The organism is Flavobacterium sp. ZE23DGlu08, assembly GCF_030505335.1.
Lineage (GTDB): Bacteria > Bacteroidota > Bacteroidia > Flavobacteriales > Flavobacteriaceae > Flavobacterium > Flavobacterium algoritolerans.
Map to the genome: position 1 here is coordinate 2,051,788 of NZ_CP130045.1, position 24,125 is coordinate 2,075,912.

Here is a 24,125-nt window from a genome sequence, read left to right on the forward strand (position 1 = left end):
TATATAAGAAAGATTCAGGATTAAAAAAATAGAATGAAAAAAAGCGCTTTAATAGTTTTATTTCTGGTTTTGCAATGCAATTCAGCTTTGCTATTGGCACAAACGGAACCCGAAGAAATTAAGCTCGATGCAGATCAGTTTCAGGAATTTTTTTATGAATCATTGCTTCAAAAAGGAATCGAAAATTATGATAAAGCGGTAGTGGCTTTGGATAAATGCATCAAGATTAAACCGAATGATGCCGCTGTGTATTATGAATTAGGGAAAAATTATTTGGCATTAAAGGAATATAAAAATGCCTATTCTTCATTTGAAAAAGCCACACAAATTGATCCAAAAAACAAATGGTTCTGGGTGGGAATGTATGATGTGAGTTATGAAACGAGCGATTATAACCAGGCAATAATGGTTATCAATAAATTGATAGAATTTGATGAGAAGTATAAAGAGGATTTGACATCGCTTTATATGGGAACCAAACAATTTGACAAAGCGTTGGATTTAATCAACGAGTTAAACGAAACATTTGGAAAAACGGACAGAAGGGATTTATACAAAAGCCAGATTTTATCAGAAGGGAAATTTCAGAATATGGAAGCTTCAAATTTGTTAGAGCAAATTGAAAAGAACCCCAAAGAAGAATCTAATTATATCAGTTTGATTGTTTTGTATTCTAAAAATAATGAGGAAGAAAAAGCATTTGAAATTGTCAAAAAACTCGAAAAAGCTTTACCAAATTCCGAATGGGCTCAAGTAACATTATTCAAAAATTATTTGGATAGTAATGACGCTCCAAAAGCAATAAACGCCATGAATGTGGTTTTGGCCAGTACCAAAATAGATGCTAAAATAAAGCACCGAATACTGAATGAGTTTTTGATTTTTGCAGATAAAAATCCGCAATACACAGCTGATTTAGAAAAAGCGATTTCGTATTTTGATAATGACGCAGCGGTTAATGTCGCTAAGGAAATAGGAAAGTTTTACCACGCTAAAAAGCAATGGGCAAAAGCGACAAAGTATTATGAGCAAGCATTGAAAAACGGTTCAGGAGATGATATCGAAACTAATTTGCTTTTGCTTCAAACCTATACAGAGACAAAGCAATTTGAATTAGTTGCCAAAAAAGCCTCCGCAATGGTGGATACTTTTCCAACACAGCCTCAGTTTTACTACTATTCAGGGATGGCAAATAATCAATTGCAACAATTTAAAAAAGCCAAAGATATGCTGGAAATGGGCTTGGATTATTTAGTGGAGGACAGAGCATTAGAAATAAATTTCAACATTCAGTTGGGAGAAGCATACAACGGTTTAGGAGATTTCAAGAAAAAAGAAATGTATTTTTCTAAAGCCAATCAATTATTAAAAGAAAAAAAATAATGAAAAAAATAGCAATAATAATAGTACTCGCTCTTTTTGTGGTTTCCTGTAAATCGAAAGCCATTGCGGTTGCGGCCAGTAATGCGCCAACAACGGAGGCGGCGGGTTATATGACGTCCAAAAAAATAATAGAAAATCACTACAACAATAAAAATCAATTTTCTACATTATATATTAAGTCAAGCGCCCGTTATGCTGACAACAAACAAACTCAAAATGTTACGGCCGAAATTAGGATTAAGAAGGACGAACAAATTTTGGTAAGCATCCGTTTTCTTGGAATTACAATGGCGAAAGCATTGATTACGCCAAAATCAGTGAACTATTATGAAAAGATAAACGGTAGTTATTTTGAAGGGGATTTTAGCAGTTTAAGTCAATGGCTGGGAACTGATTTGGATTACAATAAAATTCAAAATATGTTATTGGGACAAGCAATTGATGATTTGACAAAAGGGAAATATCTTGAATCATTATTGGAACAAACGTATCGATTAGATGATGCTTCGAATTCAAATACGAAAAAATCGTTCTTTTTGGATGCCGATAATTTTTTGGTTCAAAAGCAAGAAATCACACAAACTGCTGAAGAACGAGTGATTAAAGTGGCTTATGCTGACAGTAAAGTGTACAATGAGGCAACGTTGCCTACAAGTGTTCTGATCAATACTTTTCAGAAGAAAGGCAATACCGAAATTAATCTGGATTACAACACGGTAACTTTCAATGAAGAACTTTCTTTTCCATATAGTGTTCCAAATGGGTACAAAAGAATTATAATTAAGTAAATTAGCAAAAATATTTTTTTAATATGCCAAAATTTCTCCTTAGCCTAATCTTTATCTGTATGACTTCATTACTATGGAGTCAGGAATCCCAACAAGAAAAATTAGAAGAACGTAAAGCTCAAATTCAAAAAGAAATTAGAGAAAATGAAAGGTTATTACAAACCGTAAAGAAAAAAGAAAAATCTGCTGTGAATGTAATAGTGATTCAAAGCACTAAAATAAAGCTTAAAGAAAAATTGATAAACACTACCGAAAAGCAAACTAAATTGCTTGGAAATGATATGTATATCAATCAAGTGCAAATTAATAAGCTAAAAAAAGAATTGGCTTTACTCAAGGAAGATTATGCTGAAATGATTGTGAAATCATATAAAAGCCGTTCCGAAGAAAGTCGTGCGATGTTCTTATTGTCTTCCGAGAATTTTTTACAAGCGTATAAAAGAGCGCAGTACATGAAACAATATACTGGTTTCAGAAAAATGCAAGGCGAAGAAATAAAATCGAAATCCAATCAGCTTACGGATTATAACGAGAAATTAAATGTTCAGAAAAAAGCGAAACAAAAACTGATAGCTGAGAACGAAAAAGAGCGATTGGCATTAGAAAAAGAGAAGCAAGAGCAACAAAAGCTAGTCAATTCCATTAAAAAAGACAAAAATAAGATTGCCCGAGAAATTAAGCAAAGACAACAGGAATATAGAACAATCGACAGGCAGATCAATAAATTAATACGTGAAGCTATTGCGGCTGCCAATAGAAAAGCAGCCTTAGAAAAAGCAAAAGCAAATCCTAGTGCTCCAGTTTCAAAAGCTGCAGTTTCATCATCAAAAATAGAATTAACACCAGAGGCTAAAATAATTGCAGATAATTTCAGAGCCAATAGAGGAAGGTTGCCTTATCCTGTGGAAAAAGGATTTATATCACTTGGTTATGGAAATCAGACGCATCCATTATTTAACACCATAACGGTTCACAATAGTGGTGTTGAAATTACAACAGACCGTGGTGCAAATGCAAGAGCTGTTTTTGGAGGAGAAGTAACTAGTGTTATTGTTTTGTCACCTGTAAACAAAGCGGTAATGATACAACACGGGGATTTCTTCACCGTATATCAAAATTTAAGTTCCGTGAGCGTAAGTAAAGGTGATAAAGTAAGCATTAAACAAAGCATTGGAAAAGTAAGAACCAATGGCGAGACAGGAAAAACAGTAATTAAATTCCTAATTCTTCAAAATACAACGTACAATAATCCTGAAGGTTGGTTGTCACCAAGATAAAACGGTTATTTTACATAAAGCAAAAGCACTATTAATTCATTCGAATAAATAGTGCTTTTTTTTGTTATGAAATTTTAGAACAAACTAAGTGGCATTAATTATTGCTGCTGCTGTTGTTGCTGTTGCTTCTGCTGTTGTTGGAGTTGTTCAATATAATCCAATTGTTGTTGAATTTCTATTGAAACTTCTTCGAGTTGTACATCATTTATGTCTTCAAATTGTCGTCCATCCTCATATCCAATCGAAACACAAACCGAAAGCGTTTGCCTGGAAAGACCTTTGAAAGTTCCTTTTACGGGAGTGCAATCATAGAAATTACGCCCAACGGAAAGTTTCACATGATTGTCCATCGTCCAGATATTATTGGTGGGATCTAAGCCAAGCCAACCTTGTTTTGGAGTGTAAATCTCAACCCAAGCGTGTGTGGCACCTTCGCCTCTAAGTCCGCTTTCGTTAGGGCAAATATAACCGCTCACATATCGGGAAGGAATTCCAGCAGTGCGTAAAAGTTGTAATAATACATGAGCAAAGTCTTGGCAAACTCCTTTTCTAATTTCTAAAATCTCATCTACTGTGGTTTCAATATTAGTGATTCCTTTGGTGTACTTAAAATTTGTAAAAATATATTGATTGCATTGTTGGGCAATTTCTATAATGGGTTTATCGGAACAATTTATTTCATTGAGAATCGCATTGATTTCGTCTTGTTTTTTAATCGTTTCGGGATAACAAAGTCGGAGTAAAGAAATACTTTTTTCTTTTTCCTTGACCAAATCTTTTACCGTTGTGTGATCTATTTCGGGAATTTTTAGCGAATGATTGACACGTACCAACATTCTGGATTCTATAGTCATTTCGGTATGGGATTCCAAAGTATTGAAATTCCCCACGCGATTGCCGTAGTAATCCTGCGAAATCTCAACTTCGGGATTGTTCGTTATCAATAGCTGGTATTGAAGCACATCTTGGTTGTCAAAATGATGTGGAAATAAACGAATTTCATTAATGCTTTCTTTTATAGGCCAGTTGTATTGGTATTTTGTGATGTGTACTATTTTGAAAATCGCCATTTTTATTAAGTGTAAGAGAAAAATAATTTTGAAAAATCCGTCGAAAATTGAATCAGTTGCGTTCTTGTGTTGTTAAGAATGTCTTCCAGTTCTTTATTGGTAAGATGATGATAATCTGTAAATTCAACATAACTTTTGAGTCTTCCAAATTGATTGTGCAATGTTCTCGCTTCGCTCAGATTATTGTCTTTAAATAAGCTGTTTAAATAGGTGTCTATTAATTCTAATGTGTAAATCACCGAGTGTGCAAAATCTCTGTTGAAGATGACTTGTTGCACCACTTTACGATTGTGCGGAATATTACTGTAGCTTTTTAAATACAGCTCATAGCCCGAAAGTGACAGTAATAATCGTCTCCAATACAATAAATCTTCTTCGCCGTCCAGATTATAATCAATAGGAGCGTAGTACGCTTGGGTTAAGGAAATAGTCTGTAAACATCTCTCGATGTGTTTGCCAATGCTGGAAAAACACCAGCCCAATCCTCTGGGCATTGTAACTTGCAAAATACCATTATACAGCAAAAAATCTTTATTGAGCTTAGAAATAATATTACTCGCATCAGAAGTTTCCAATTTTTTTGGCAAATCAGGTGAATTCATGAAGTGGTATAAAGAATTGATATGTTCCCAAAGTTCTTTTGTGATTTTATCCTGTGAACCTCTCGCATTTTCTCGTGCTTTGATAACTAGATTTTTCACTGAATTATAATTTGGGCTGTCGCAGATAATATATTTTAGAACAAAATTAGTGTCGTATTGCACTTGATTTATTTGTTCCATAGGCAAATCAGTATAGTATTCCAATAACGGCTTGTAACCCTGAGAATCGTTCATTTCCTTATCAAAAGATAAGATATAAAAAGTATTTAGGGTAAGTAACATTCCATCTGTTCTTTCCATATATCGGTTAAGCCAAAACATTCCGTCTGCAACCCGGCTGAGCATATTTACTTTCATTCTGTTATTTTTTTAAGAGAGCGTAGAATTAATTCTGTGATTTATTTTACAATCCACGTGTCTTTACTTCCTCCTCCTTGGGAAGAATTAACGACTAATGAACCTTCGGTAAGCGCCACTCGGGTTAGTCCGCCCGGAACTATCTTTACACCATTCGGACCGCACAAAGCATAAGGTCTCAAATCCACATGACGCAGTTTTAGTTCGCCGTCGATAAGGCAAGGAACGGTGCTGAGTTGAATGATGGGTTGTGCAATGAAATTACGCGGATTGTCAACAATGGCAATTTTTGCATCTTCTAATTCTTGTTGGGTTGCTTTGTTTCCCATTATCATTCCATAACCACCACTTTGATTGGTTTCCTTGATTACCATGTTTTCCATATTGGCAAAAACCATTTCTCTTTCGTCCAGATTTTCCATTCTGTACGTAGGAACATTTTTTAGAATCGGCTCTTCGTTCATGTAATATTTTATCATGTCAGGCACGTAAGCATATACAGCTTTGTCATCGGCAACGCCATTTCCCACAGCATTCACAAGTGCTACATTTCCTTGTCGATAGGCACTTATAAGTCCGGGAACACCCAAAGTACTGTCTGGTTTAAAAACCAAAGGATCAAGATATTCATCATCTAGTCGTCTGTAAATAACATCTACCTGATGAAGTCCCGAAGTGGTTTTCATATAAACTTTATTGTTATTTACGACTAAATCTCTTCCTTCGACCAAAGGGATTCCCATTTGCCTTGCTAAAAAAGTATGCTCGTAATACGCCGAGTTGTACACTCCCGGTGTTAGTAAAACTACATTTGGGTTGGAAATGCTTCTTGGAGAAAGTGAAACCAGAATGTTATGAAAAATCATCGGATAATTGCTCACCATACTGACATGGTTTGAAGTAAGCATTTCAGGAAAAATACGTTTGGTTATTTCTCTGTTTTCAAGCATGTAACTCACACCGCTTGGACACCTCAGATTATCTTCGAGCACATAAAATTCTCCTTTGGCACCTCTAATTAAATCAATTCCTGCAATGTGTACATGAATGTTGTGAGGAACTTTAATCCCGTGAACTTCTTGAATGTAATGAGGACAAGAGGCGATTAATGCTCCGGGAATTATACCGTCTTTTATAATATGCTGCTCGTTATAGATGTCTTCCAAGAATAAATTGAGTGCTTTCAGCCTTTGTTTTATTCCAGATTCTACTTCGTTCCAGTCACTTTGGGTAATAATTCTTGGGATTATATCAAAAGGAAAAATTCTTTCGATACCTTGATTGTCGTCACTGTAAACCGTAAAAGTGATTCCTTGATTCATAAAAAAATCAGAAGCCTGTCGGTGTTTGTCGTTCAGATTATCGTGGTTTAGGTTTTGTAATGTTTGTAGTACCTGACGGTAAGATTCCCGAACACCTTCATTAGAAAACATTTCGTCCCAGCCGTTCGGGTTTAAATTAGGTATCGACTTCATCATATTTTACACCATTATTAAATAATTAAACTTAACAGCATTTTGTTATTTAAAACGCATTATAGTAGCTAAAATACCAATTTTAAAGCGATGTAAATGATGATTATGTGACTATTTAATAATTTTTACAGCATTCTTTTTTTGATAATTCTTTTTTGATAATTCTTATTTTTTGCAATGTTGTTTTTTGTGATTTCGCAGTGAAAAATATTTATTGAAATAAAAAACCCTGTTAGTAAAGGAGTATTGGTGTCAATTGTTGTAAAAAATAAATCAAAATAGAGATTAAAGTAGGGGTGTAGAATTAAAAATAAAAAAGATTCAATTTATTTTTCGAACAAAAAAAACCTCAATTATTAAGATGATTTAATAATTGAGATTAGTTTGTATTTTTAAACAAATACTGTTTTATGGATTTTTATTAAAGGAAGAATTAACAGCCTTCATCATTCCTTCAGTAGACCAAGTTCCAGAAACGATGATGCGTCTGATTGTGAATAATGGATCTACAGAATCCCTTTTGGTAGACAAGATATAAGCCATTTTATAATCGCTCTTTTTTATTTCAGGAATTGCCGCTGTATTCCATAAACCAAACGGATAGGCAAAATCTTTAACCGGTTTTCCTATTATATCTTCCAATTTTGCTTTTGGTTTTACTAATTGCGTATTCCAGTCATCTCCGGTATATTTTGTAACCATATGATGATCCCAAGTATGAGCGCCTACAACATGCCCGTTGTCAGATAAGCTTTTAATTTGTTCTTTGCTCATATATCCAGGACGGTTAATTGATACTGTCATGATAAAAAACACGCCTTTGAAACCGTATTTTTTCATTTCGGCTGCACCAATGCTGAACTGTTCTTCTCTCGTGTCATCAAAGGTTATCATAATAGGTTTTGCAGGCAATGGACCGTCATAGACTAAGTAGTCATACAATTGTTCCGGCAAAATAGTTTCGTAACCTGCATCGGCCAAAGCTTTCATTTGTTCTGCAAAAGCGGGAGGTTTTACGGTGTACACTTTTATGTTTCCGCTCGCACTGGCGCTAAAATCCCGAATGTTATGATAACATAAAATGGGTACTTCTTTTTTCGAAAGAATAGTCGCTGCATCTGCCATGACTTTTTTGGTCACAACTTTTTTTACGGGTACTGCAATAAGTGGTGTTTCAGGGACTATTTTACGAGGTTCTGATTGACAGCCAACTAATATTATAAATGCACCAAAAATAAGACATAAGATATTTTTCATAAATCAAATAGTAATTATTGGTACTGAATGTAAATTGGTTTCGGAGTGAATTTCACTAACTCTTCCGGGCTGTACATTTTCCAATCCTTTTTGTTGTCATTTTTATAGAACAATTTAAAACCGGTAAACTGTACGGGCTCTCTATAAATATAACTCAGGTAAGTGGATTTTTTTAGAATTTTACTACCAAAACCATCCATATCCATTACAATTTGAACTTCAGGAACGGTTTTAATCGCTTTGTAATTTTTAACCATTCCTTGAGTAAAGCGGTGTATTACGAGCACTTTTGGAGTCAATTTGTTTTTGCGCACAATGTTTGCCAAAATATCAATTGCATCATTAATATCTTCAGCATTAAAACTACCAATTTTGGATCCTGGACGCTCTCCATTTTTCATCGAAAATTCAGGGTCAATTCCTAGATGAACATTTGGCAAAGCAAGATATTGTTCCAGTTGTTCCACTTCGTCCTTAACGGTACTGTGTCCTACTTGTACATCTAAAAAAACCAAGGCATTGATTGGTTTAGCCCAACTTATAATAGTGTCTATTTGTTTAAACGGCATTCGCATGCGGTGCATATTATTTTTTCCCGGAGCGCCTTGAGCGGTTACAGCAATGTAATGCAAAGCAGGAATTGCTTTCACAGTAGAGTCAGCTGCTTGCCATTTGGCGACTTCGCCTTGTAGTTTTGCCAGCATTTCTTTTCGGGGAAGTTCACCCAATATTCCCATTCTGGTAGAATATAGATTTCCGTAATACGCAATAATTCTATTGTACGGTAATAATGCGCCGGGCAAAGGATAGGGCGCTTTTACAGGCCATCTCCCGGTAGTGTCATTATTGCTTAATGCCACCATTCTTTTGTTATAGTCAACAGTATCAATGGTAAGGGTTGTCGTTTTTTCTGTAGTATCCGTTTTTACGGTATCTGATTTCTCTGTACCATTTACAGCATCAGCCGCTTTTCCTTTTTCACAAGAAATATTTAAAAGCAGTAAAGGAAGTGTAATAAATGCAATAGCTGATTTTTTCATAAATTAATTCTATTTATTTTCAATGTAAAGATAAAGTATTTTAGAAGTGTGATATCAATTATAATAGTGTTTCAACGGGCTATTTTTTATATAATTCACGGATTTTAATTTTTTTCAAACTACCCGAATTCGATCTTCAAGCTTCTTTCAATTTAATATTCAAACGGAATGTACATCAGTTAATTGTTTGGCTTTTAATTTTTATAAAAAGGCAGTTTACTTTTATCATAATTTCAGAATAGCTTTTGGGAAATACAAAGAAAAGGCTAACTTTATAAAAGTTTTTACTCATCTAAATACCAAACAATTGTTCAAAAATTTCCTTTCTTTTCTTCTTTTTTTATGCAGTGCCACTGCTGTTTTTGGACAAATAAAAAAAGATACTATTGCACTTTCAGAAATCACTTTGAAAGGTTCGCCTATCAAGAATGTGCTTCAAAATGTTGCTTCCTCCGTTTCAGTGATTACTACAGCTGACATTAATAAAAGTGACGGAATTATATTGACCCCAATTTTAAACAAAATCCCTGGCGTTACGATGCAACAAGGCGCTTTCAATACCAACAGGATTACTATTCGTGGTATTGGTGCGCGATCACAATACGGAACCAATAAAATAAAAGCCTATTTTGACGGAATTCCATTGAGTTCCAGTGAAGGCGAAACTACTATTGATGATATTGATTTGGCTTCAATCGAAAAAATTGAAATTATAAAAGGACCAAATTCCACCAGTTTTGGTTCCGGTTTGGGTGGAGTGATTCAGCTGCTTTCAAGAGAGACGCCTTTGCTGGAATCGTTTGGAAAATCAACAGTCACTTTTGGAAGTTTTGGGTTGTTGCAACAACGTCTTTCGGCAGGATACAGCGATTCCAAAACAAATGTATTCACAAGTTATACGGATTTACAAAGCGATGGATTTAGAGTCAATAGTTCCTACAACAGAAAATCATTTAATCTCCACGGTAAACAAAAAATTAATTCCAAAGGTGATTTGTCATTTTTAGGAACCTTCACCCGATTGAAAGCTTATATCCCAAGTTCTATCAATGAGACTGATTTAAAAAATAATCCGGAGAAAGCAGCCGCTACTTGGGCTGCGGCACAAGGTTTTGAGTCGTATGATAAATTCATGCTCGGACTAGGGTACGACCATCAATTTTCTGAAAAATGGTCTATGCAAACCAGTGTTTTTTCTAATTTTAAAGACGCTTACGAGCCCAGACCGTTTGATATTTTGGATGAAAAAACAAGTGCAGCAGGTTTTCGTTCCAATGTGAATTATAAAGACCGATTGTTTTCTTCGCCGTTTGAACTGAGTTTGGGAACCGAATTATTAACGGAAAAGTATGCGTATTCGCTTTTTGAAAATTTATACCAATCGCAACCGGGACAAGGAAGTATAAAAGGCGATGAGTTCAGCGCTATCAAACAAAATAGGAATTACACCAACTACTTTTTACAAATGGAACTTTGGATTTCAGAAAAGCTACATTTGGAAACCGGAGTGGCATTAAACACAACCAAATATTCGTTAGAAAATGTTTTCGAAAATAATTCTGGTGGTCAAAAGATGCCGTTTACTTTTGGAAATGTTTGGTCGCCAAGAGTTGGTTTATCGTATAAAATAAGCAATGGAAAAAACATATTTACATCCGTCAGCAAAGGATTTTCGGTTCCATCAGTTGCAGAAACATTGACTCCCGAAGGTCAAATAAACACCGATTTAAAACCAGAAATCGGTTGGAATTATGAACTGGGCTTCAAAGGGAACTGGCTTGGAAATAAAGTATACACCGAAGTAACTTTTTACACCACACAAATTAAAAATTTATTGGTGGAACGTCGCACTGACAATGATCAATTTGTAGGGATTAATGCGGGCAGCAGTTCGCATACGGGTTTAGAATTCTTGGTTAATTATAAAATTATAGAACTGACCCAACTTCAAATCACCCCTTATTTTTCAGGTGCGGTGAATAATTTTAAATTCAAAGAATTCTTGGATGGTGATGCTGATTATTCGGGAAACCAACTTACAGGCGTTCCCGAAAAGCAATTTAATTTTGGAGTGGATTTGAACACCAAAAATGGATTTAGTGTAAACACGTCTTTCCGAACGATGGGTAAAATTCCGTTAAATGATTCCAATACAAAATACAGTGAGCGGTATTCGTTGCTCGATATTAAAACGACGTATGTTTTTACTATTCTTAAAATCCTGAAGACAGAGCTGAATGCCGGAGTCAATAACGCATTGGACACCAAATATGCGGCTAATATTTTGCCTAACGCAGTTGGTTTTGGCACTGCTGCACCACGTTATTTTTACCCCGGAAATCCCGTAAATTTTTATGGTGGTTTTTCGGTATCGTATATTTTTTAGATAGAAATCCTAAGCTTGAATTTATTTTTTAATGGCTGCGACTTCTTTCTCAGTAACGATTTTGGTTTGTTTATTGCTCCAAGAAGTCATGATGTAATTCATCACATCAGCAACTTCCTGATCCGTAAGTCCCATGGCTGGCATGCTGCTATTGTACTTGATTTTATTGACAACAATTTCGCCACTTTGTCCAAATTTCACAGCAGCAATACTTTGATTTCTCTTGGTTTTCAACCAGTCAGAACCATCAAGAGGAGGGAAGTTCTTAGTATCTCCTTTGCCATTTGCGCCATGACATTGCATGCAAAAATCAGCATAGATTTCTTTTCCGGGTGACTGAAATTTTGAAACAACAGCGGTTTCTTTATTCAATTCAATATAGTTGTCTTGGGAAAATGGGTTTTCGAAAGAGAAACTTCCCAATATAAACACTCCAAATCCTAAAAATAATTTCGTTGTCAACATAATTTAATTTGGTATAATTTTGAGTATTCCTTTTCCTTCAACGCCCATATAAATATAGCCATCCGGACCTTGCACCACATTACGCACACGACCAATATCGGTAGTAATTTTTTGTCTGCCTATAACTTCATTGCCTTTCAATTTTAGCAATTCAAGATATTGGAATTTTAAAGAACCAACCAACAAATGTCCTTTCCAGTCTGGATATTTATCACCGGTCACAAAAGTCATTCCGCTTGGAGCGATAGAAGGCAACCAATAATAAATGGGTTTTTCAATGCCTGGTTTTTCGTTTTCTTTACTAATGGTTGTTCCGTCATAATCGATACCATAAGTAACAATAGGCCATCCGTAATTGACTCCTTTTTTTATGATGTTGATTTCATCGCCACCCTGAGGACCGTGTTCATGTGCCCAAATTGCTCCTGTTACGGGGTTTTTTGCCATTCCTTGCGGATTGCGATTCCCGTAGGTGTAAATCGCTTCTTTGGCTCCGGCTTGACCGACAAACGGATTGTCTTTAGGAATGCTTCCGTCGTCATTTAAACGGTATATTTTTCCACCATCGCGTTTAATGTCTTGCGGATTTACAAAATGTTCGCCACGCTCACCAACAGAGAAATACAAATAACCATCGTTGTCAAATACAATTCGGGAACCAAAATGCTGTCCTTTTGTAGTGTTGGGCGTAGCTTTATAAAGCGATTCGATTTGTGTCAGACTTCCGTCCAATAATTTTGCTCGAATAAGTTTAGTGTTCCCGCCGGTACCTTCACCTTCATCGGAAGCATACGTCATATAAATCCAACCATTTTTAGCATAATCAGGATGTAAAACGATATCTAACAATCCGCCTTGTCCACGAGAATATACTTTTGGAACATTTTTGATTTCGGTTTTTATACCGTTTTTGATATGATACAGAATACCACTTTTTTCAGTAACTAACATTGTTCCGTCTGGCAACCAAGTCATTCCCCACGGAATTGCAATATCTGAAGCTACGGTTTCAATGGTATAATTTTTTACCTCGTCTTTTATAGAAATATCATTTGGCTTTACTTGTGCTTCGCAACTGAAAGAGAGAAATGAAAGAATCGAGAGGGAGACTATTATTATTTTTTTCATGGGTATAATTTTTAATCTTTTAAAGAAAGAAATCTTTTTTAAAGGTAGTAAAAGCGGATTTAAAAAGACAAATAAGTCTTTAATTTTGCGTAGAATTAACAAAACAAAGCGATTGGATCTCTTTTTTATCGTCAGAATTCAAATTCAAATTCAAATTCGGAATTGGACATAAAAAAACCACCTAAATAGCTAGGTGGTTTAAATATAATTTGTTTATTTCTTGACGCTGTATTTTGTAGTTCTGGCATCTTTGATTACCCCTTTCCAGTTTAATCCAAAACCAAAATCATACACATTTCCAGTAGCATCTTTATAGGGTGTCATGTCGTGAGGAACGTCTTCCATTTGTTTTTCAACGGTAGTCATATTCAATGGCATTTGCAAAGGCAACAATCCGGAAGGCTCTGTTTTACCCGAAACAATATCTAATAAAGCTTCTACTTGTACGCCAAATTCTCCCACGATTGCATCAACCTCTTTTTCAAATTCTCCAAAAACCATCGGATTAGAAATATTCACAGACACCAATACCGGTTTTCCATTCATCGCTTTCTTCGTTTCTAGAATTGTGTTTAAATCTGGGTACGAATTTGATTTTGACGTTTTATTCAAATACGAACGGTTGGTAATCGTTGGGTCAATCACAGGATCTCCGGCAGCAATACTTTGTGCTCTGGCATCGACTGCGGTATAATCTTTTAATTGCAAACTAATGGGCACATATCCATTTCCACCAGCTTCTCTATCGGCTCTGCTGTATCCGCCACTTATCGGACTTTTGATAAATACAATTGCAAAATCCGCCTTAGCAGGCTCATCCGTTACCGTATAATATTTTTTAATCAATTCTAGATTAACCGGATATTCAATTTTTTCAGGAGAAGGCTGACCAAAAAAGTTGATTCCCGCCGGAGTAACTCTTTTTGGGATATAAACTGTCTTACCTTTTGCAATTGGCAACGTTTTATTTTGGTTTTTAATCATCACAACCGACTTCAATTGCGCGTCATATCCTGCTTTCATAAAATCAGGTTTTCCCACAATAGCTTTGGTCTCATTAGGATCCAAATAGGAGTTTTCGAACAATCCCACTCTGAAAATATTCAAAAGCAAACGAACTGCTGATTGCTCAAAACGCTTGCGCATAAATGATTCTCCGTGTTCTTTTATACCCATTTGATATGCTTCCAGCACTGGATTGATATCATTATTTCCGCCAAATTGATCTACACCCGCCATTAGGACTTTATAATGTCTTTCGGCAACACTTAATTTTTCAACACCCCAAGATTTTCCTGAAAAGATATCTGGCTTAGCGCCTTCATCTGCTGTAATTAACCAATCGGTGCAAACCACTCCATCATACCCGTATTTGTCTCTTAACAAATCTGTAATAATGTATTTACTGAATCCGTTACCCACATTCTCACCGTATTTTTTATCCTGACCATACGAAATAGTGTAATATGGCATGACTGCTGAGGCTTTTTTAGTAGCTCCTTTTAACTGAAAAGCACCATCGGTAAAGGGTTTTAAGTGGGTTTCGAAATTATTTCCCGGATATACTGCAAATTTTCCATAAGCAAAATGTCCATCACGACCTCCTTCTTCCGGACCACCACTTGGCCAGTGTTTGATCATCGCATTGACACTTTGATTTCCCCATCCTTCATACGCATTAATCGATTTTGGTGATGTTTGAAACCCATCTACATACGCTCTTGCCATATCAGTCGCAAGTTTTGGGTCTTCGCCAAAAGTACCCACAAAACGATTCCACCTTGGTTCTGTTGCTAAATCAATCTGTGGCGATAGCGCTGTTGTGATTCCCATGGCTCTGTATTCTTTGGCAGCAATTGCACCAAATTGTTCCGTGATAGCGGCATCAAAAGTAGCAGCTAATCCTAGTTCTTCCGGCCATTGTGATATAGCTCCACCGGAACCTGCATTGTATTCAGCATCTTTATTCGCTCCATTTCTTGGATCAGAACTGTTGTTGGAAGGGATGCCCATTCCAATACCTTCTACTAATGCTTGTATATTATTATTCCATGTTGCTGCAACTACTGGACTTTCAACAGATGTCATTAGTACATGGCGTAAATTGTCTTTGGTTAAAAATGCAATTTGTTGATCAGACAAATCAGATGATTTTGCACCACTTTTAGAAAATGGTTTTTCATTATAGGTTCCAGTAAACATTCCTGCTTCCTGAGCTGGAATAGCTTGATGCCTGCTGTATAACATTAACCCGGCCATTTGTTCTACCGTCATTTTAGAGGCAAGATCTTTGGCACGTTCTGCTACCGGTTTTCTCCAATCTTCATAAATATCTAACTTCCCATTTTTGTTGAGGTCTTTAAAAGCCAAGCCGTCTGCTTGTATAATTTTAATTCCTGATTTTGGAGAATATCCTAATGTTTGTCCTCCTTGGTTTTGAACAATGTTATGGGAGTCTTTAGGCGTTTCTGTCCATTTTTTTTGGGCATACGTTTGCGTTCCAACAAGTAAAAGTAACGCAGGTAATACAATTCTTTTTTTCATATCTTGGTTCTTGTTTTTAGTAATTAAATAGCTAAATTATAGTGGTTTATGTTTTTTAATCTTGTTTTTAAAAGGCAAAATTGTAATTGACACTCTTTTCTGTTTCCGTTAAATTTACGAAAACGATTTCAAATATAACAAATAATGTGTCACATCAACACAATGATATAAAAAAACATTGTTAAAATATAGCTATAACTAACTCAAAATATAGGTTTTACGATGGTTATAATAAGTAAAAGGCATTTTGATTATGAGACAAAAACAAAAAAGACCATCAGTACCGATAGTCTTTTACGTATTATTTTCTATAATTATGAATGCTTACTCCAACTCTTTTATTTTGATATTTCTTAAAGATACTCCATTTGCCCAATCCTGAAATGCAATTTTACCGCTAGTTGCTTTTCCAAAAGACGGAAATTTTCCCAAATTACTTTCTGCAACTAACTCCTTCCAACGACTGCTCTTCATATCTTCTTGGCCTGTTAAAACACCATTTAACCAAAATGTAATTTGGCCATTTTGTTGAAGAATTCGAGAAGTATTCCATTCGCCAAATTTTTTCGACTGTACTTTATTTTTTAATGGAGACAAACTATAAATACAACCGGATAAGCGCTTTCCATCTTTCAAATTATGGCTTGAGGCATTTGCATTATCCAACAGTTGGTACTCAGGACCAGTTGTCCAGGCTGTTGGAAATTCGGCCGCTTCTTGAACATTGATAAATACACCGCTATTTCCACCTTTGGTAATCTTCCACTCAAAAGTCAAATCATAATTATCATAGGCTTTATCTGAAACCAGATCTCCACGAACAACTTTTTCTGTATTTGGGTCACATACCAATTCTCCTCCTGCAGCTGACCAAGCCGATTGGATATTTCCTTCATTGTAAAGGTGCCATCCTTTGGTTGTTTTTCCGTCAAAAAGCAGTGCCCAACCCTCTTTGCTTTCTTCTTCTGTCAGCGTATTTTGATTTTCTATTTTCTGGGAATGGGACAGCAAACTTATTGAACACAATAAAATAGCAGACCAAACGGAGAGATTGTTTTGTTTCATTCTTTTACCTTAAAATTTATTTATAAAATTGATATTCTCTTTTCAAAACTGCTTTTTAGAAAAACAACTTAAAAAACCATTTCCAAATATAAAAAAATAATGCGTCGTTAAAACACAAAGAATATTTAAAACAGTATAAAAATTTTTAGAACTCATTAAAAACAAACCTTTTAACGGTAGATTTTACTTTTTAATGAAATCTGATGGTTTTCGAATTATGCCGAATTAAAAGGAAGCCTTTCAATCATTCTTTTTTAATCGTATTTTTATCCGTGTAATAACAAAAGGAGGTATGGAAGAAATTTTAAGAAGACAAATTGAGAAAATTGTACCATTAACAGATGATGAATTTCAATTGGTGCTCTCTCACTTTTCTGTTGGTAAGTATAAAAAACATCAATACATTGTTCAGCAGGAAAATCCTGTTCCGTATGTTCATTTTGTTGTAAAAGGGCTGTTGAAATCTTTTTATATAGACAAATCAGGTAAAAGCCATATTTTGCAATTCGCCATGGAAGATTGGTGGATAACGGATAATCAGGGTTTTTATAATAACCAGAATGCCACACTCAATATTGACTGCTTAGAAGACGCGCAAACTTATTATATCACTCTTGATAACAGAGAAAAGCTGTGTGCCGAGTTGCAGAAAATGGAATTCTTCTTTTTGCAAAAAATGACCGCTGGTAATATTGCGCTTCAAAACCGAATTCTATCACTAATGAGCAAGAATTCAGAGGAACGATACACGCAATTTATCCAGTTATATCCAGATTTGATTCACCGCATTCCTAAAACTTTGATAGCATCTTATCTTGGTATTTCAAGAGAAACATTGAGTCGCTTGTCGCATTGATGTGATATAGGTCACAAGTTTTCTGTGAGGTATGTCCTTTATAATCCATAGAATGTTTTCGAATTTTGTATTTCATAAAATTTTAAAATAGAATTATGGAAAATATAGCGTTAGTAGTTGGAGCGACCGGAATAACGGGTAGCAATCTCGCAGAAAAACTTATTGCTAAAGGCTGGACGACTTTCGGTTTAGCCAGAAATCCAAGAAAAGACATTGAAAATCTTCAGCCAGTTGCTGCAGATCTTTTGGATTTGGAGAATTTAAAAATAGCTTTAAAAGATATTTCTCCCACACACATTTACATTACAAGTTGGATGCGTCAGGACTCTGAAGCCGAAAACATACGTGTGAACAGCTTAATGGTCAGAAACCTTCTCGAAGCATTATCGCCTAAAAATTCAGTGCAACACGTAGCGCTTGTTACAGGACTGAAACATTATCTTGGGCCGTTTGAGGCTTACGCCAAAGAAGGATTTTTGCCTGAAACTCCACTTAGGGAAGAGCAACCGCGTCTTGAAATAGAGAATTTTTATTATGCTCAAGAAGATGAAGTGTATGCCGCTGCAGCGCGAGATGGTTTTACATGGAGCATTCACCGACCGCATACGGTTATAGGAAAAGCGGTAGGCAACTTAATGAATCTGGGAACTACGCTCGCGGTGTATGCCAGTATTTGTAAAGAAACAGGAAAACCATTTCAGTGGCCGGGTTCAGCAGCACAATGGAATGGACTTTCAGATGTTACGGATGCTAGAGTATTGGCAGAACATTTAATATGGGCTTCCACTTCAGAAGCGGCTCGTAACGAAGCATTCAATGTAGTAAATGGAGATTTTTTTCGTTGGAAATGGCTTTGGAAAAAATTAGCGGCATCATTCGGGATTGAAGCAATAGGGTACGATGGCACGATTCATCCACTTGAAGAACAAATGGTAGATGAAGCTCCGGTTTGGAAAAACATTGCCGTTCAATATGCTCTTGAAGAATCTGATTTAAATAAATTGGCTTCTGCGTGGCATACTGATCTTGACTTAGGGCGACCAATTGAAGTCATGACGGATATGTCTAAAAGTCGTAAACTCGGATTTCCTGTTTTTCAAAGAACGGAAGATTCATTTTACGATTTGTTTGAACAGCTTCGTATTGACCGATTAATTCCGTAGTTATCGAAACTAAAGTAGTGCGCATAAAAAAGGGTTTCAAGATTTATTTCTTGAAACCCTTTTTAGTTGTGTTTTTCTTGTGTTGGCAATAGCCAACACCTTCAATATTTATACATCTATAGCATCATAAACCACTACTTTTTCCCATAAATGAGAACAGTTCTTTATAAAATCCTGATGAATAGGATGGTCCTGATATATTTTTTGTCCGGCCTCATCATCAAAAAACATCAGCTCTGAAACATCCCAAGAAGTGTCTACAACTTCTCGTTTCTCGGTCGAAGCTAAAACGCCCACGTGAATTTGACGAATCGTTGGAATTCCCGCCAAAGTTTTCAAACCAGTGATCAATTGTTGTCTATCAGCTTCTGATTGTGGGTTCTTTAACCAAAAAAATACATGGTGCAACAAGAATTTTTTCTTTGGACGCATTGCAAAGCCCATAATACCGGCAACTCCAAATAAAGCTGCGGAACCTATAAATCTTCTTCGTATCATCATTAATTTGTTTTTAATAAGGTAAATATCGAAATTTTAAAAATATAAAAGAAAAATAACTCTTTTTATTTGTTTGAATAGCCTTGCATAAAAAAAGGTTTCAAGAGAGTATCTTGAAACCTTTTGGAATAGTATTCTATTTCTACAGTCTTATTTTATGGCAGGCATACCACCTTGATTGTTTTGATCTCCTTCTTTAAGGTCATCATTATTAACCCCTTTCTTTTTAGCGCCAGTGAAATTCATTGAACCAAAATTATAACTGAATGTAACTCCAAAAGAACGAATTGGAAATTTAAAAGTACTGCTTTGGCTGAAGCCTTGTCCACTTGAATTTTGTTTAAATTCTAAATCCTTTTTGAATGGCGATACCATGTTCAATCCAAAGGATGCTGTTTTTTTCCACAATTGTTTTTTAACTCCAAAAACCATTAAATTAAAAGCTGGACTGGTGCCTTGAAGCGTTTTCTTAGAAGAATTTTGGATTACAAAAGCTTCCGCAGAAATGTCATTTTTAAATTGAAGTGTCCCACTCACGAACGCAGAATATTGTATCGATGTACCATTCGAAGATTGTTCCAGGTTATATAATCCTGTTGGATCCGGTTTGTAGGTAAATGCATTAAAATTTCCACGTAAAGTCAATATTTTAAATGGATTTACAGAACCGAAAAGACTCATTCCAAACGATTTATTGTTTCCAATATTTTGATAATTAGTGATTGTTCCTGTCTCATCTGATAAAGGTGTTGCAATACCTTCAATTAAGTCTGAGGTATATTTATAATAGGCCGAAATATTCAGTGTGCGCTTTTGCGAAAATGTGGAATATCCAAATTCTACAGTTTGTGATACTTCAGGATCAAGGGTTGGATTTCCTTGAGTTTGTGCTTGAATATTTGATTTATTAATAAATGGGTTGAGGTATGTAAAGCTTGGTCTCGAAATACGTTTGCTGTACGTTAATTTTAAAGATGACGATTCTGATAATGCTTTCTGTACGGTAAAACTTGGGATAAATGTCCCATAGTCAATTTTGAATGGACTTAAATCGGTTTGCAATGCATTTGTAGGATCACCTTTGATAGCTGTGTTTTCAAAACGCGCACCTGCCATTACAGTAAAACCTTTGGGCAAAGTAACCGTTCCTACAGTATAAAGCGACGCAACATCCTGATCGTAATTGTATAAATTAGAACTGATTGGGTCAAACACAAATGCATTTTGTGCATCAGGAACATAATTTTGAAAATCACTCGAAATCTTTCTGATGATGGTTTTACCTCCAGCTTCCAGTTTGAATTTTTCAGTTACCGGCAAGGTGTAATCCAATTGAAGCGTGTATTCATCATTATTTCCGTCATTATTTGCTTTTTGATTGGTATAAAAACCAGAGTAGATATTTTGATAATTAGTCTCCACTATATTGTGACTCCATTGTGATGAAAAGGTAAGTTCGTGTCCTTCCTTTGCAAATTTATGTGCATAATTCAGGTTCCAGTCAAATCCTCCAAAAGAGTTTTTTGCGCTGCTTTGTCCCGTATAAACAGTACTATTTGAAGGATTCATATAATCAGTAAACTGATTTTCATTTGTACCTGTTCGTTCAAATCCTCCGTCATTATATCTAAAGGTTGTGCTTAAACTGTTGAAAGCATTAAAATCATATCCTGCCGTTACAGATGCTACTACGCCACTACGCTGCACTTCATTAGTACCTTTGGTTGTCTGTAAACTATTGGCCGTACTGTTGTTCAAAATTTGATTCGATTCGGAATCGGATTCTTGTGGCCAACCATTGTTGAATCCAACATTTGCCGAAAGGCTAAAACGGTTTTTGTTATAATTAATATTGGCATTAAGGTTATTTTGTCTCGTCCCAATACCGCCACTCACGGACCCACTTACTCCTGAAACACTTTTTTGTTTGGTGATAATGTTTATGATTCCGGCAGATCCTTCGGCATCGTATTTTGCAGATGGCGAAGTAACCACTTCGATATTTTTGATTTGGTCAGCCGGTATTGTTTTCAACACATCCGCAAGGTTGGCAGAAGTTGCTCCCGATGGTTTTCCGTTGATAAGCACACGTACATTTGCATCTCCACGAATGGATACATTGCCGTCAATATCCACATTTACCATAGGAACTTTTTGCAAAACATCTGTAGCATTACCGCCACCTGCCGTCAAATCTTTTTCTACGTTGTAAACAATTTTATCAATCTTGTTTGTTACTTGTTGCGTTTTTCCAACCACGACAACTTCTTTCAATGTGTTTGTTTCCGGACTTAGAATTACTTTCCCAATCTCAAGATCCAGTTTTGCATCTGTTGTAATTACGGATGTAATAGTTTTGTCATTGTAGCCAATAAACGAAATGGTGACAGTATAGGTTCCAGCTTCAACTTCACTCAATTTGAAATTTCCGGTAGCATCGGTCAAAACCCCAGTCACTGGTTTCGTTGAGTTAATTTTGAAAAGGCTTACCGAAGCATAATCTACTGGTGCCTGAGTTATCGAATCGATTACGGTACCAGAAATTTTTCCTTTTAAACTGTTCGTTCCGGTAAAATTTTGGGATTTTACTGATAAAACAGCAAAAAGCATTACGGTAATAAGGATGATTTTTTTCATTTCAAGATATTTTAAGTTCCAAATCCATTGGAATTTTTAAATAAATTCGTTTGGATTACGGTACAAAGCAACATCTTAAGAGGAACATATACCAGCACATTCGACAGAGAGGCGGAGAACGTCGACGGAATTTTTACAATTCAAATTTTTAAGCCCAGTCTTGGAAAAATTTCATAAAATTATCTTTGTATTGGTCAGTGACAGCAATGGTGATTTTGTCAATTTGGACGGAGTTTTTTGTAGCGGATTTTATTTTATCAAGCGATACAATATAGGACCTGTGGATGCGCATAAATTTATTTTCAGGAAGCTTTTCTTCCAGTGATTTCATACTTGTCAGTGACAATAAAGGCTTGTCTTCGCTGAGGCGGAATACTTTTACATAATCTTTCATGCTTTCTACATAAATGATATCATCGACTGCGATTCTAACGAGCTGGTATTCAAATTTCAGATAAATATAAGCAACTTCAGTTTCGGGAATTGGCGGACTCAGTTTTTGTACTTCCTGTTCCGGGTTTCGGATGAGCTCAAAATAACCCAGCGCCTTTGCAACGGATTTACTGAAATCAACAAAACTAAAAGGTTTAAGAAGGTAATCAAGCGCATCAACCTTGTAACCATCAAGCGCGTACTGGTCAAAAGCCGTTGTAAATATGATTCTTAAATTCCCTTTTACACGGTATTGTTCGACAATTTTTGCCAGTTCAATTCCGTTTATGTCCGGCATTCGAATATCAAGAAAAATCAGGTCAATATCCTGTTCATGGATTGCTTTTAATGCTTCGATGGCATTCGAAAACTGTCCCAATAATGCTAAGGACGGCGTTTGTTCTATATAAGAAACTAGAATTTGTAACGCCAGCGGCTCGTCATCAACCGCGATACATTTTAATATCATGAGATTTGTAATTTTAAGATTACCGTGTATTCCATTTGAAGGGTATCTTCATTAGTAGACAATTCGTACTTGTCAGGATAAATCAAATCGAGTCTTCGGCGGGTATTGATTAAACCTATTCCGTTGCTTTCTTCTTTGCTTAGGGTTTGATTTTCAAATATAGAATTGCGGACTTCAATTTGGAGAAATTTTTCGGACTGCTCAATTCCGATGTAAATATAGCTTGGATAAATCCCGCTGATTCCGTGTTTATAGGCATTTTCGACAAAAGGTAAAAATAGCATTGGCGCTACTTCGACATCCTTTACATTGGTAGGTTTTTCAAATATTACCTGCACTTTATCTGTTATTCTGAGTTCCATCAATTTAAGATAATCTTCTACAAAACCTATTTCTTTGCTTAGCGTTGTCAAGTTATTTTTAGTATCATAAAGCACATAGCGCATCATGTGTGACAAGGTATATATGGCTTCCCGTGCCGGTTGATTTTCGGTACCAGCCAAAGCATAAATACTGTTCAGAATATTGAAAAAAAAGTGAGGATTGATTTGGGATTTCAGGAATGATAATTCCGAAGTGACTTTTTCCTTTTCAAGATTTTGTCGCACTTGGGTTTCCACTTGCAGTTTTTTGGCAACACTTATGACTGTGCTGGCTCCTACAATTAATAAGGTTATTATGATTTCGCTTAAATTTGATATCAAAGCACCTTGCAAGTTATCTTTTTTCGAAATTTTAAAATGCTGATTTAAAATAGCATCAAGGTTTATGAGTGAGTTGAAAGTGTCACTAATGTAAAGAACTGATACTATAAGAATACATATTGCAATAAAGAAAAAACCGTTCTTGCCTTGAAATAAAAGAGTAGGAATGATTATTTTATAGGTAAGATAAAATACGGAAATCCATAAAATATACATGAAGATTTGTTTGATCCAAAATTCCATTGGAAAACTAATATTCATGTATAGCGGCATACTTTGAACTATAAGCAACCCAAGAAAGAGTAAAGCTTTTGAAAAAATCGAAATGTCTTTGACTGAAAATGGTTTCATCCGGTACAATTTAAAAATAAATGTACGGAATATATTAAGTCCTAAAATCGAAATCGGCAGTTTCCTATAGAATATCGACAGATAGCTCTAGTTCATCTGAGAAAAAATAAATGTATTGAGATAAATAGTTGAAAAGTACAAATTTAATCTGGTCAACGAATTTGTGGAAAACATAAAA

The 24,125-nt window shown here is 35.6% G+C and carries 19 protein-coding genes; 6 read left to right on the forward strand and 13 right to left on the reverse strand.

The features are described 5' to 3' along the window. Positions 1-33: 33 nt before the first annotated feature. Genes Q1W72_RS08915 through Q1W72_RS08925 form a run of 3 tightly spaced genes read left to right on the forward strand, consistent with a single transcriptional unit; the run spans position 34 to position 3,448 of the window. Positions 34-1,383: a tetratricopeptide repeat protein gene (locus Q1W72_RS08915; RefSeq protein WP_099716232.1), complete on the forward strand. Its 1,350-nt coding sequence runs from the start codon at positions 34-36 to the stop codon at positions 1,381-1,383. Next, entirely contained in the window at positions 1,383-2,171 is a 789-nt protein-coding gene (locus Q1W72_RS08920; protein ID WP_302134794.1) for a DUF4292 domain-containing protein, read from the forward strand. Before Q1W72_RS08915 ends, Q1W72_RS08920 begins: the two co-directional genes overlap by 1 nt. A gap of 59 nt (positions 2,172-2,230) precedes the next feature. Continuing rightward, positions 2,231-3,448 (forward strand): murein hydrolase activator EnvC, encoded by a 1,218-nt coding sequence (locus Q1W72_RS08925; RefSeq protein ID WP_302134796.1) that lies wholly within the window; start codon positions 2,231-2,233, stop codon positions 3,446-3,448. A gap of 98 nt (positions 3,449-3,546) precedes the next feature. On the opposite strand, the gene Q1W72_RS08930 is transcribed toward Q1W72_RS08925, so the two are convergent. The 5 genes from Q1W72_RS08930 to Q1W72_RS08950 form a co-directional block, all read right to left on the reverse strand. After that, positions 3,547-4,518 carry a transglutaminase family protein gene (locus tag Q1W72_RS08930; RefSeq protein ID WP_121343102.1) on the reverse strand — a complete coding sequence of 324 codons (972 nt, stop codon included), beginning with the start codon at positions 4,516-4,518 and terminating at the stop codon, positions 3,547-3,549. A 5-nt stretch (positions 4,519-4,523) separates the two neighbouring features. Beyond that, a complete protein-coding gene (locus Q1W72_RS08935) occupies positions 4,524-5,477 on the reverse strand; it encodes an alpha-E domain-containing protein (protein WP_099714002.1) in 954 nt (317 codons plus the stop codon). Between the two features lie 41 nt (positions 5,478-5,518). Continuing rightward, positions 5,519-6,955, reverse strand: coding sequence for a circularly permuted type 2 ATP-grasp protein (locus tag Q1W72_RS08940; RefSeq protein ID WP_099714003.1), 1,437 nt, complete (start codon positions 6,953-6,955; stop codon positions 5,519-5,521). Between the two features lie 405 nt (positions 6,956-7,360). Next, positions 7,361-8,209: a polysaccharide deacetylase family protein gene (locus Q1W72_RS08945; protein ID WP_302134799.1), complete on the reverse strand. Its 849-nt coding sequence runs from the start codon at positions 8,207-8,209 to the stop codon at positions 7,361-7,363. 14 nt (positions 8,210-8,223) lie between these two features. Further along, complete coding sequence (locus tag Q1W72_RS08950) at positions 8,224-9,249, reverse strand: hypothetical protein (RefSeq protein WP_099714005.1); 1,026 nt, start codon at positions 9,247-9,249, stop codon at positions 8,224-8,226. Positions 9,250-9,556: 307 nt separating this feature from the next. Here Q1W72_RS08950 and Q1W72_RS08955 point away from each other — a divergent pair, with 307 nt between their 5' ends. Continuing rightward, positions 9,557-11,635: a TonB-dependent receptor gene (locus tag Q1W72_RS08955; protein WP_302134802.1), complete on the forward strand. Its 2,079-nt coding sequence runs from the start codon at positions 9,557-9,559 to the stop codon at positions 11,633-11,635. A 21-nt stretch (positions 11,636-11,656) separates the two neighbouring features. Here Q1W72_RS08955 and Q1W72_RS08960 read toward each other — a convergent pair whose 3' ends face one another. The 4 genes from Q1W72_RS08960 to Q1W72_RS08975 form a co-directional block, all read right to left on the reverse strand. After that, on the reverse strand, positions 11,657-12,100 hold the full coding sequence (locus tag Q1W72_RS08960; protein ID WP_099714006.1) for a cytochrome c: 444 nt from the start codon (positions 12,098-12,100) through the stop codon (positions 11,657-11,659). A 3-nt stretch (positions 12,101-12,103) separates the two neighbouring features. Beyond that, positions 12,104-13,228: a PQQ-dependent sugar dehydrogenase gene (locus Q1W72_RS08965; protein ID WP_302134804.1), complete on the reverse strand. Its 1,125-nt coding sequence runs from the start codon at positions 13,226-13,228 to the stop codon at positions 12,104-12,106. Positions 13,229-13,441: 213 nt separating this feature from the next. After that, on the reverse strand, positions 13,442-15,772 hold the full coding sequence (locus Q1W72_RS08970; RefSeq protein WP_302134806.1) for a glycoside hydrolase family 3 N-terminal domain-containing protein: 2,331 nt from the start codon (positions 15,770-15,772) through the stop codon (positions 13,442-13,444). Between the two features lie 324 nt (positions 15,773-16,096). Further along, on the reverse strand, positions 16,097-16,837 hold the full coding sequence (locus tag Q1W72_RS08975; RefSeq protein ID WP_099714009.1) for a DUF1080 domain-containing protein: 741 nt from the start codon (positions 16,835-16,837) through the stop codon (positions 16,097-16,099). Positions 16,838-17,129: 292 nt separating this feature from the next. Between Q1W72_RS08975 and Q1W72_RS08980 the strand changes: the two genes are divergently transcribed. Together Q1W72_RS08980 and Q1W72_RS08985 are read left to right on the forward strand one after the other, a co-directional pair. Then, positions 17,130-17,693, forward strand: coding sequence for a Crp/Fnr family transcriptional regulator (locus Q1W72_RS08980; RefSeq protein ID WP_121343095.1), 564 nt, complete (start codon positions 17,130-17,132; stop codon positions 17,691-17,693). A gap of 95 nt (positions 17,694-17,788) precedes the next feature. Beyond that, complete coding sequence (locus Q1W72_RS08985) at positions 17,789-18,856, forward strand: SDR family oxidoreductase (RefSeq protein ID WP_302134807.1); 1,068 nt, start codon at positions 17,789-17,791, stop codon at positions 18,854-18,856. Between the two features lie 108 nt (positions 18,857-18,964). Here the strand turns inward: Q1W72_RS08985 and Q1W72_RS08990 are convergent, their stop codons facing one another. From Q1W72_RS08990 to Q1W72_RS09005, 4 genes are all read right to left on the reverse strand, one after another. Then, the gene (locus Q1W72_RS08990; protein ID WP_199074759.1) at positions 18,965-19,357 is read right to left on the reverse strand and encodes a Dabb family protein; all 393 of its coding nucleotides are present in this window, start codon (positions 19,355-19,357) and stop codon (positions 18,965-18,967) included. A gap of 147 nt (positions 19,358-19,504) precedes the next feature. Further along, positions 19,505-21,991, reverse strand: a complete 2,487-nt coding sequence (locus Q1W72_RS08995; protein ID WP_302134810.1) for a TonB-dependent receptor — start codon at positions 21,989-21,991, stop codon at positions 19,505-19,507. A gap of 148 nt (positions 21,992-22,139) precedes the next feature. Further along, entirely contained in the window at positions 22,140-22,892 is a 753-nt protein-coding gene (locus Q1W72_RS09000) for a LytTR family DNA-binding domain-containing protein (RefSeq protein WP_302134811.1), read from the reverse strand. Then, positions 22,889-23,947, reverse strand: a complete 1,059-nt coding sequence (locus tag Q1W72_RS09005) for a sensor histidine kinase (protein ID WP_302134813.1) — start codon at positions 23,945-23,947, stop codon at positions 22,889-22,891. Before Q1W72_RS09005 ends, Q1W72_RS09000 begins: the two co-directional genes overlap by 4 nt. Positions 23,948-24,125: the final 178 nt, after the last annotated feature.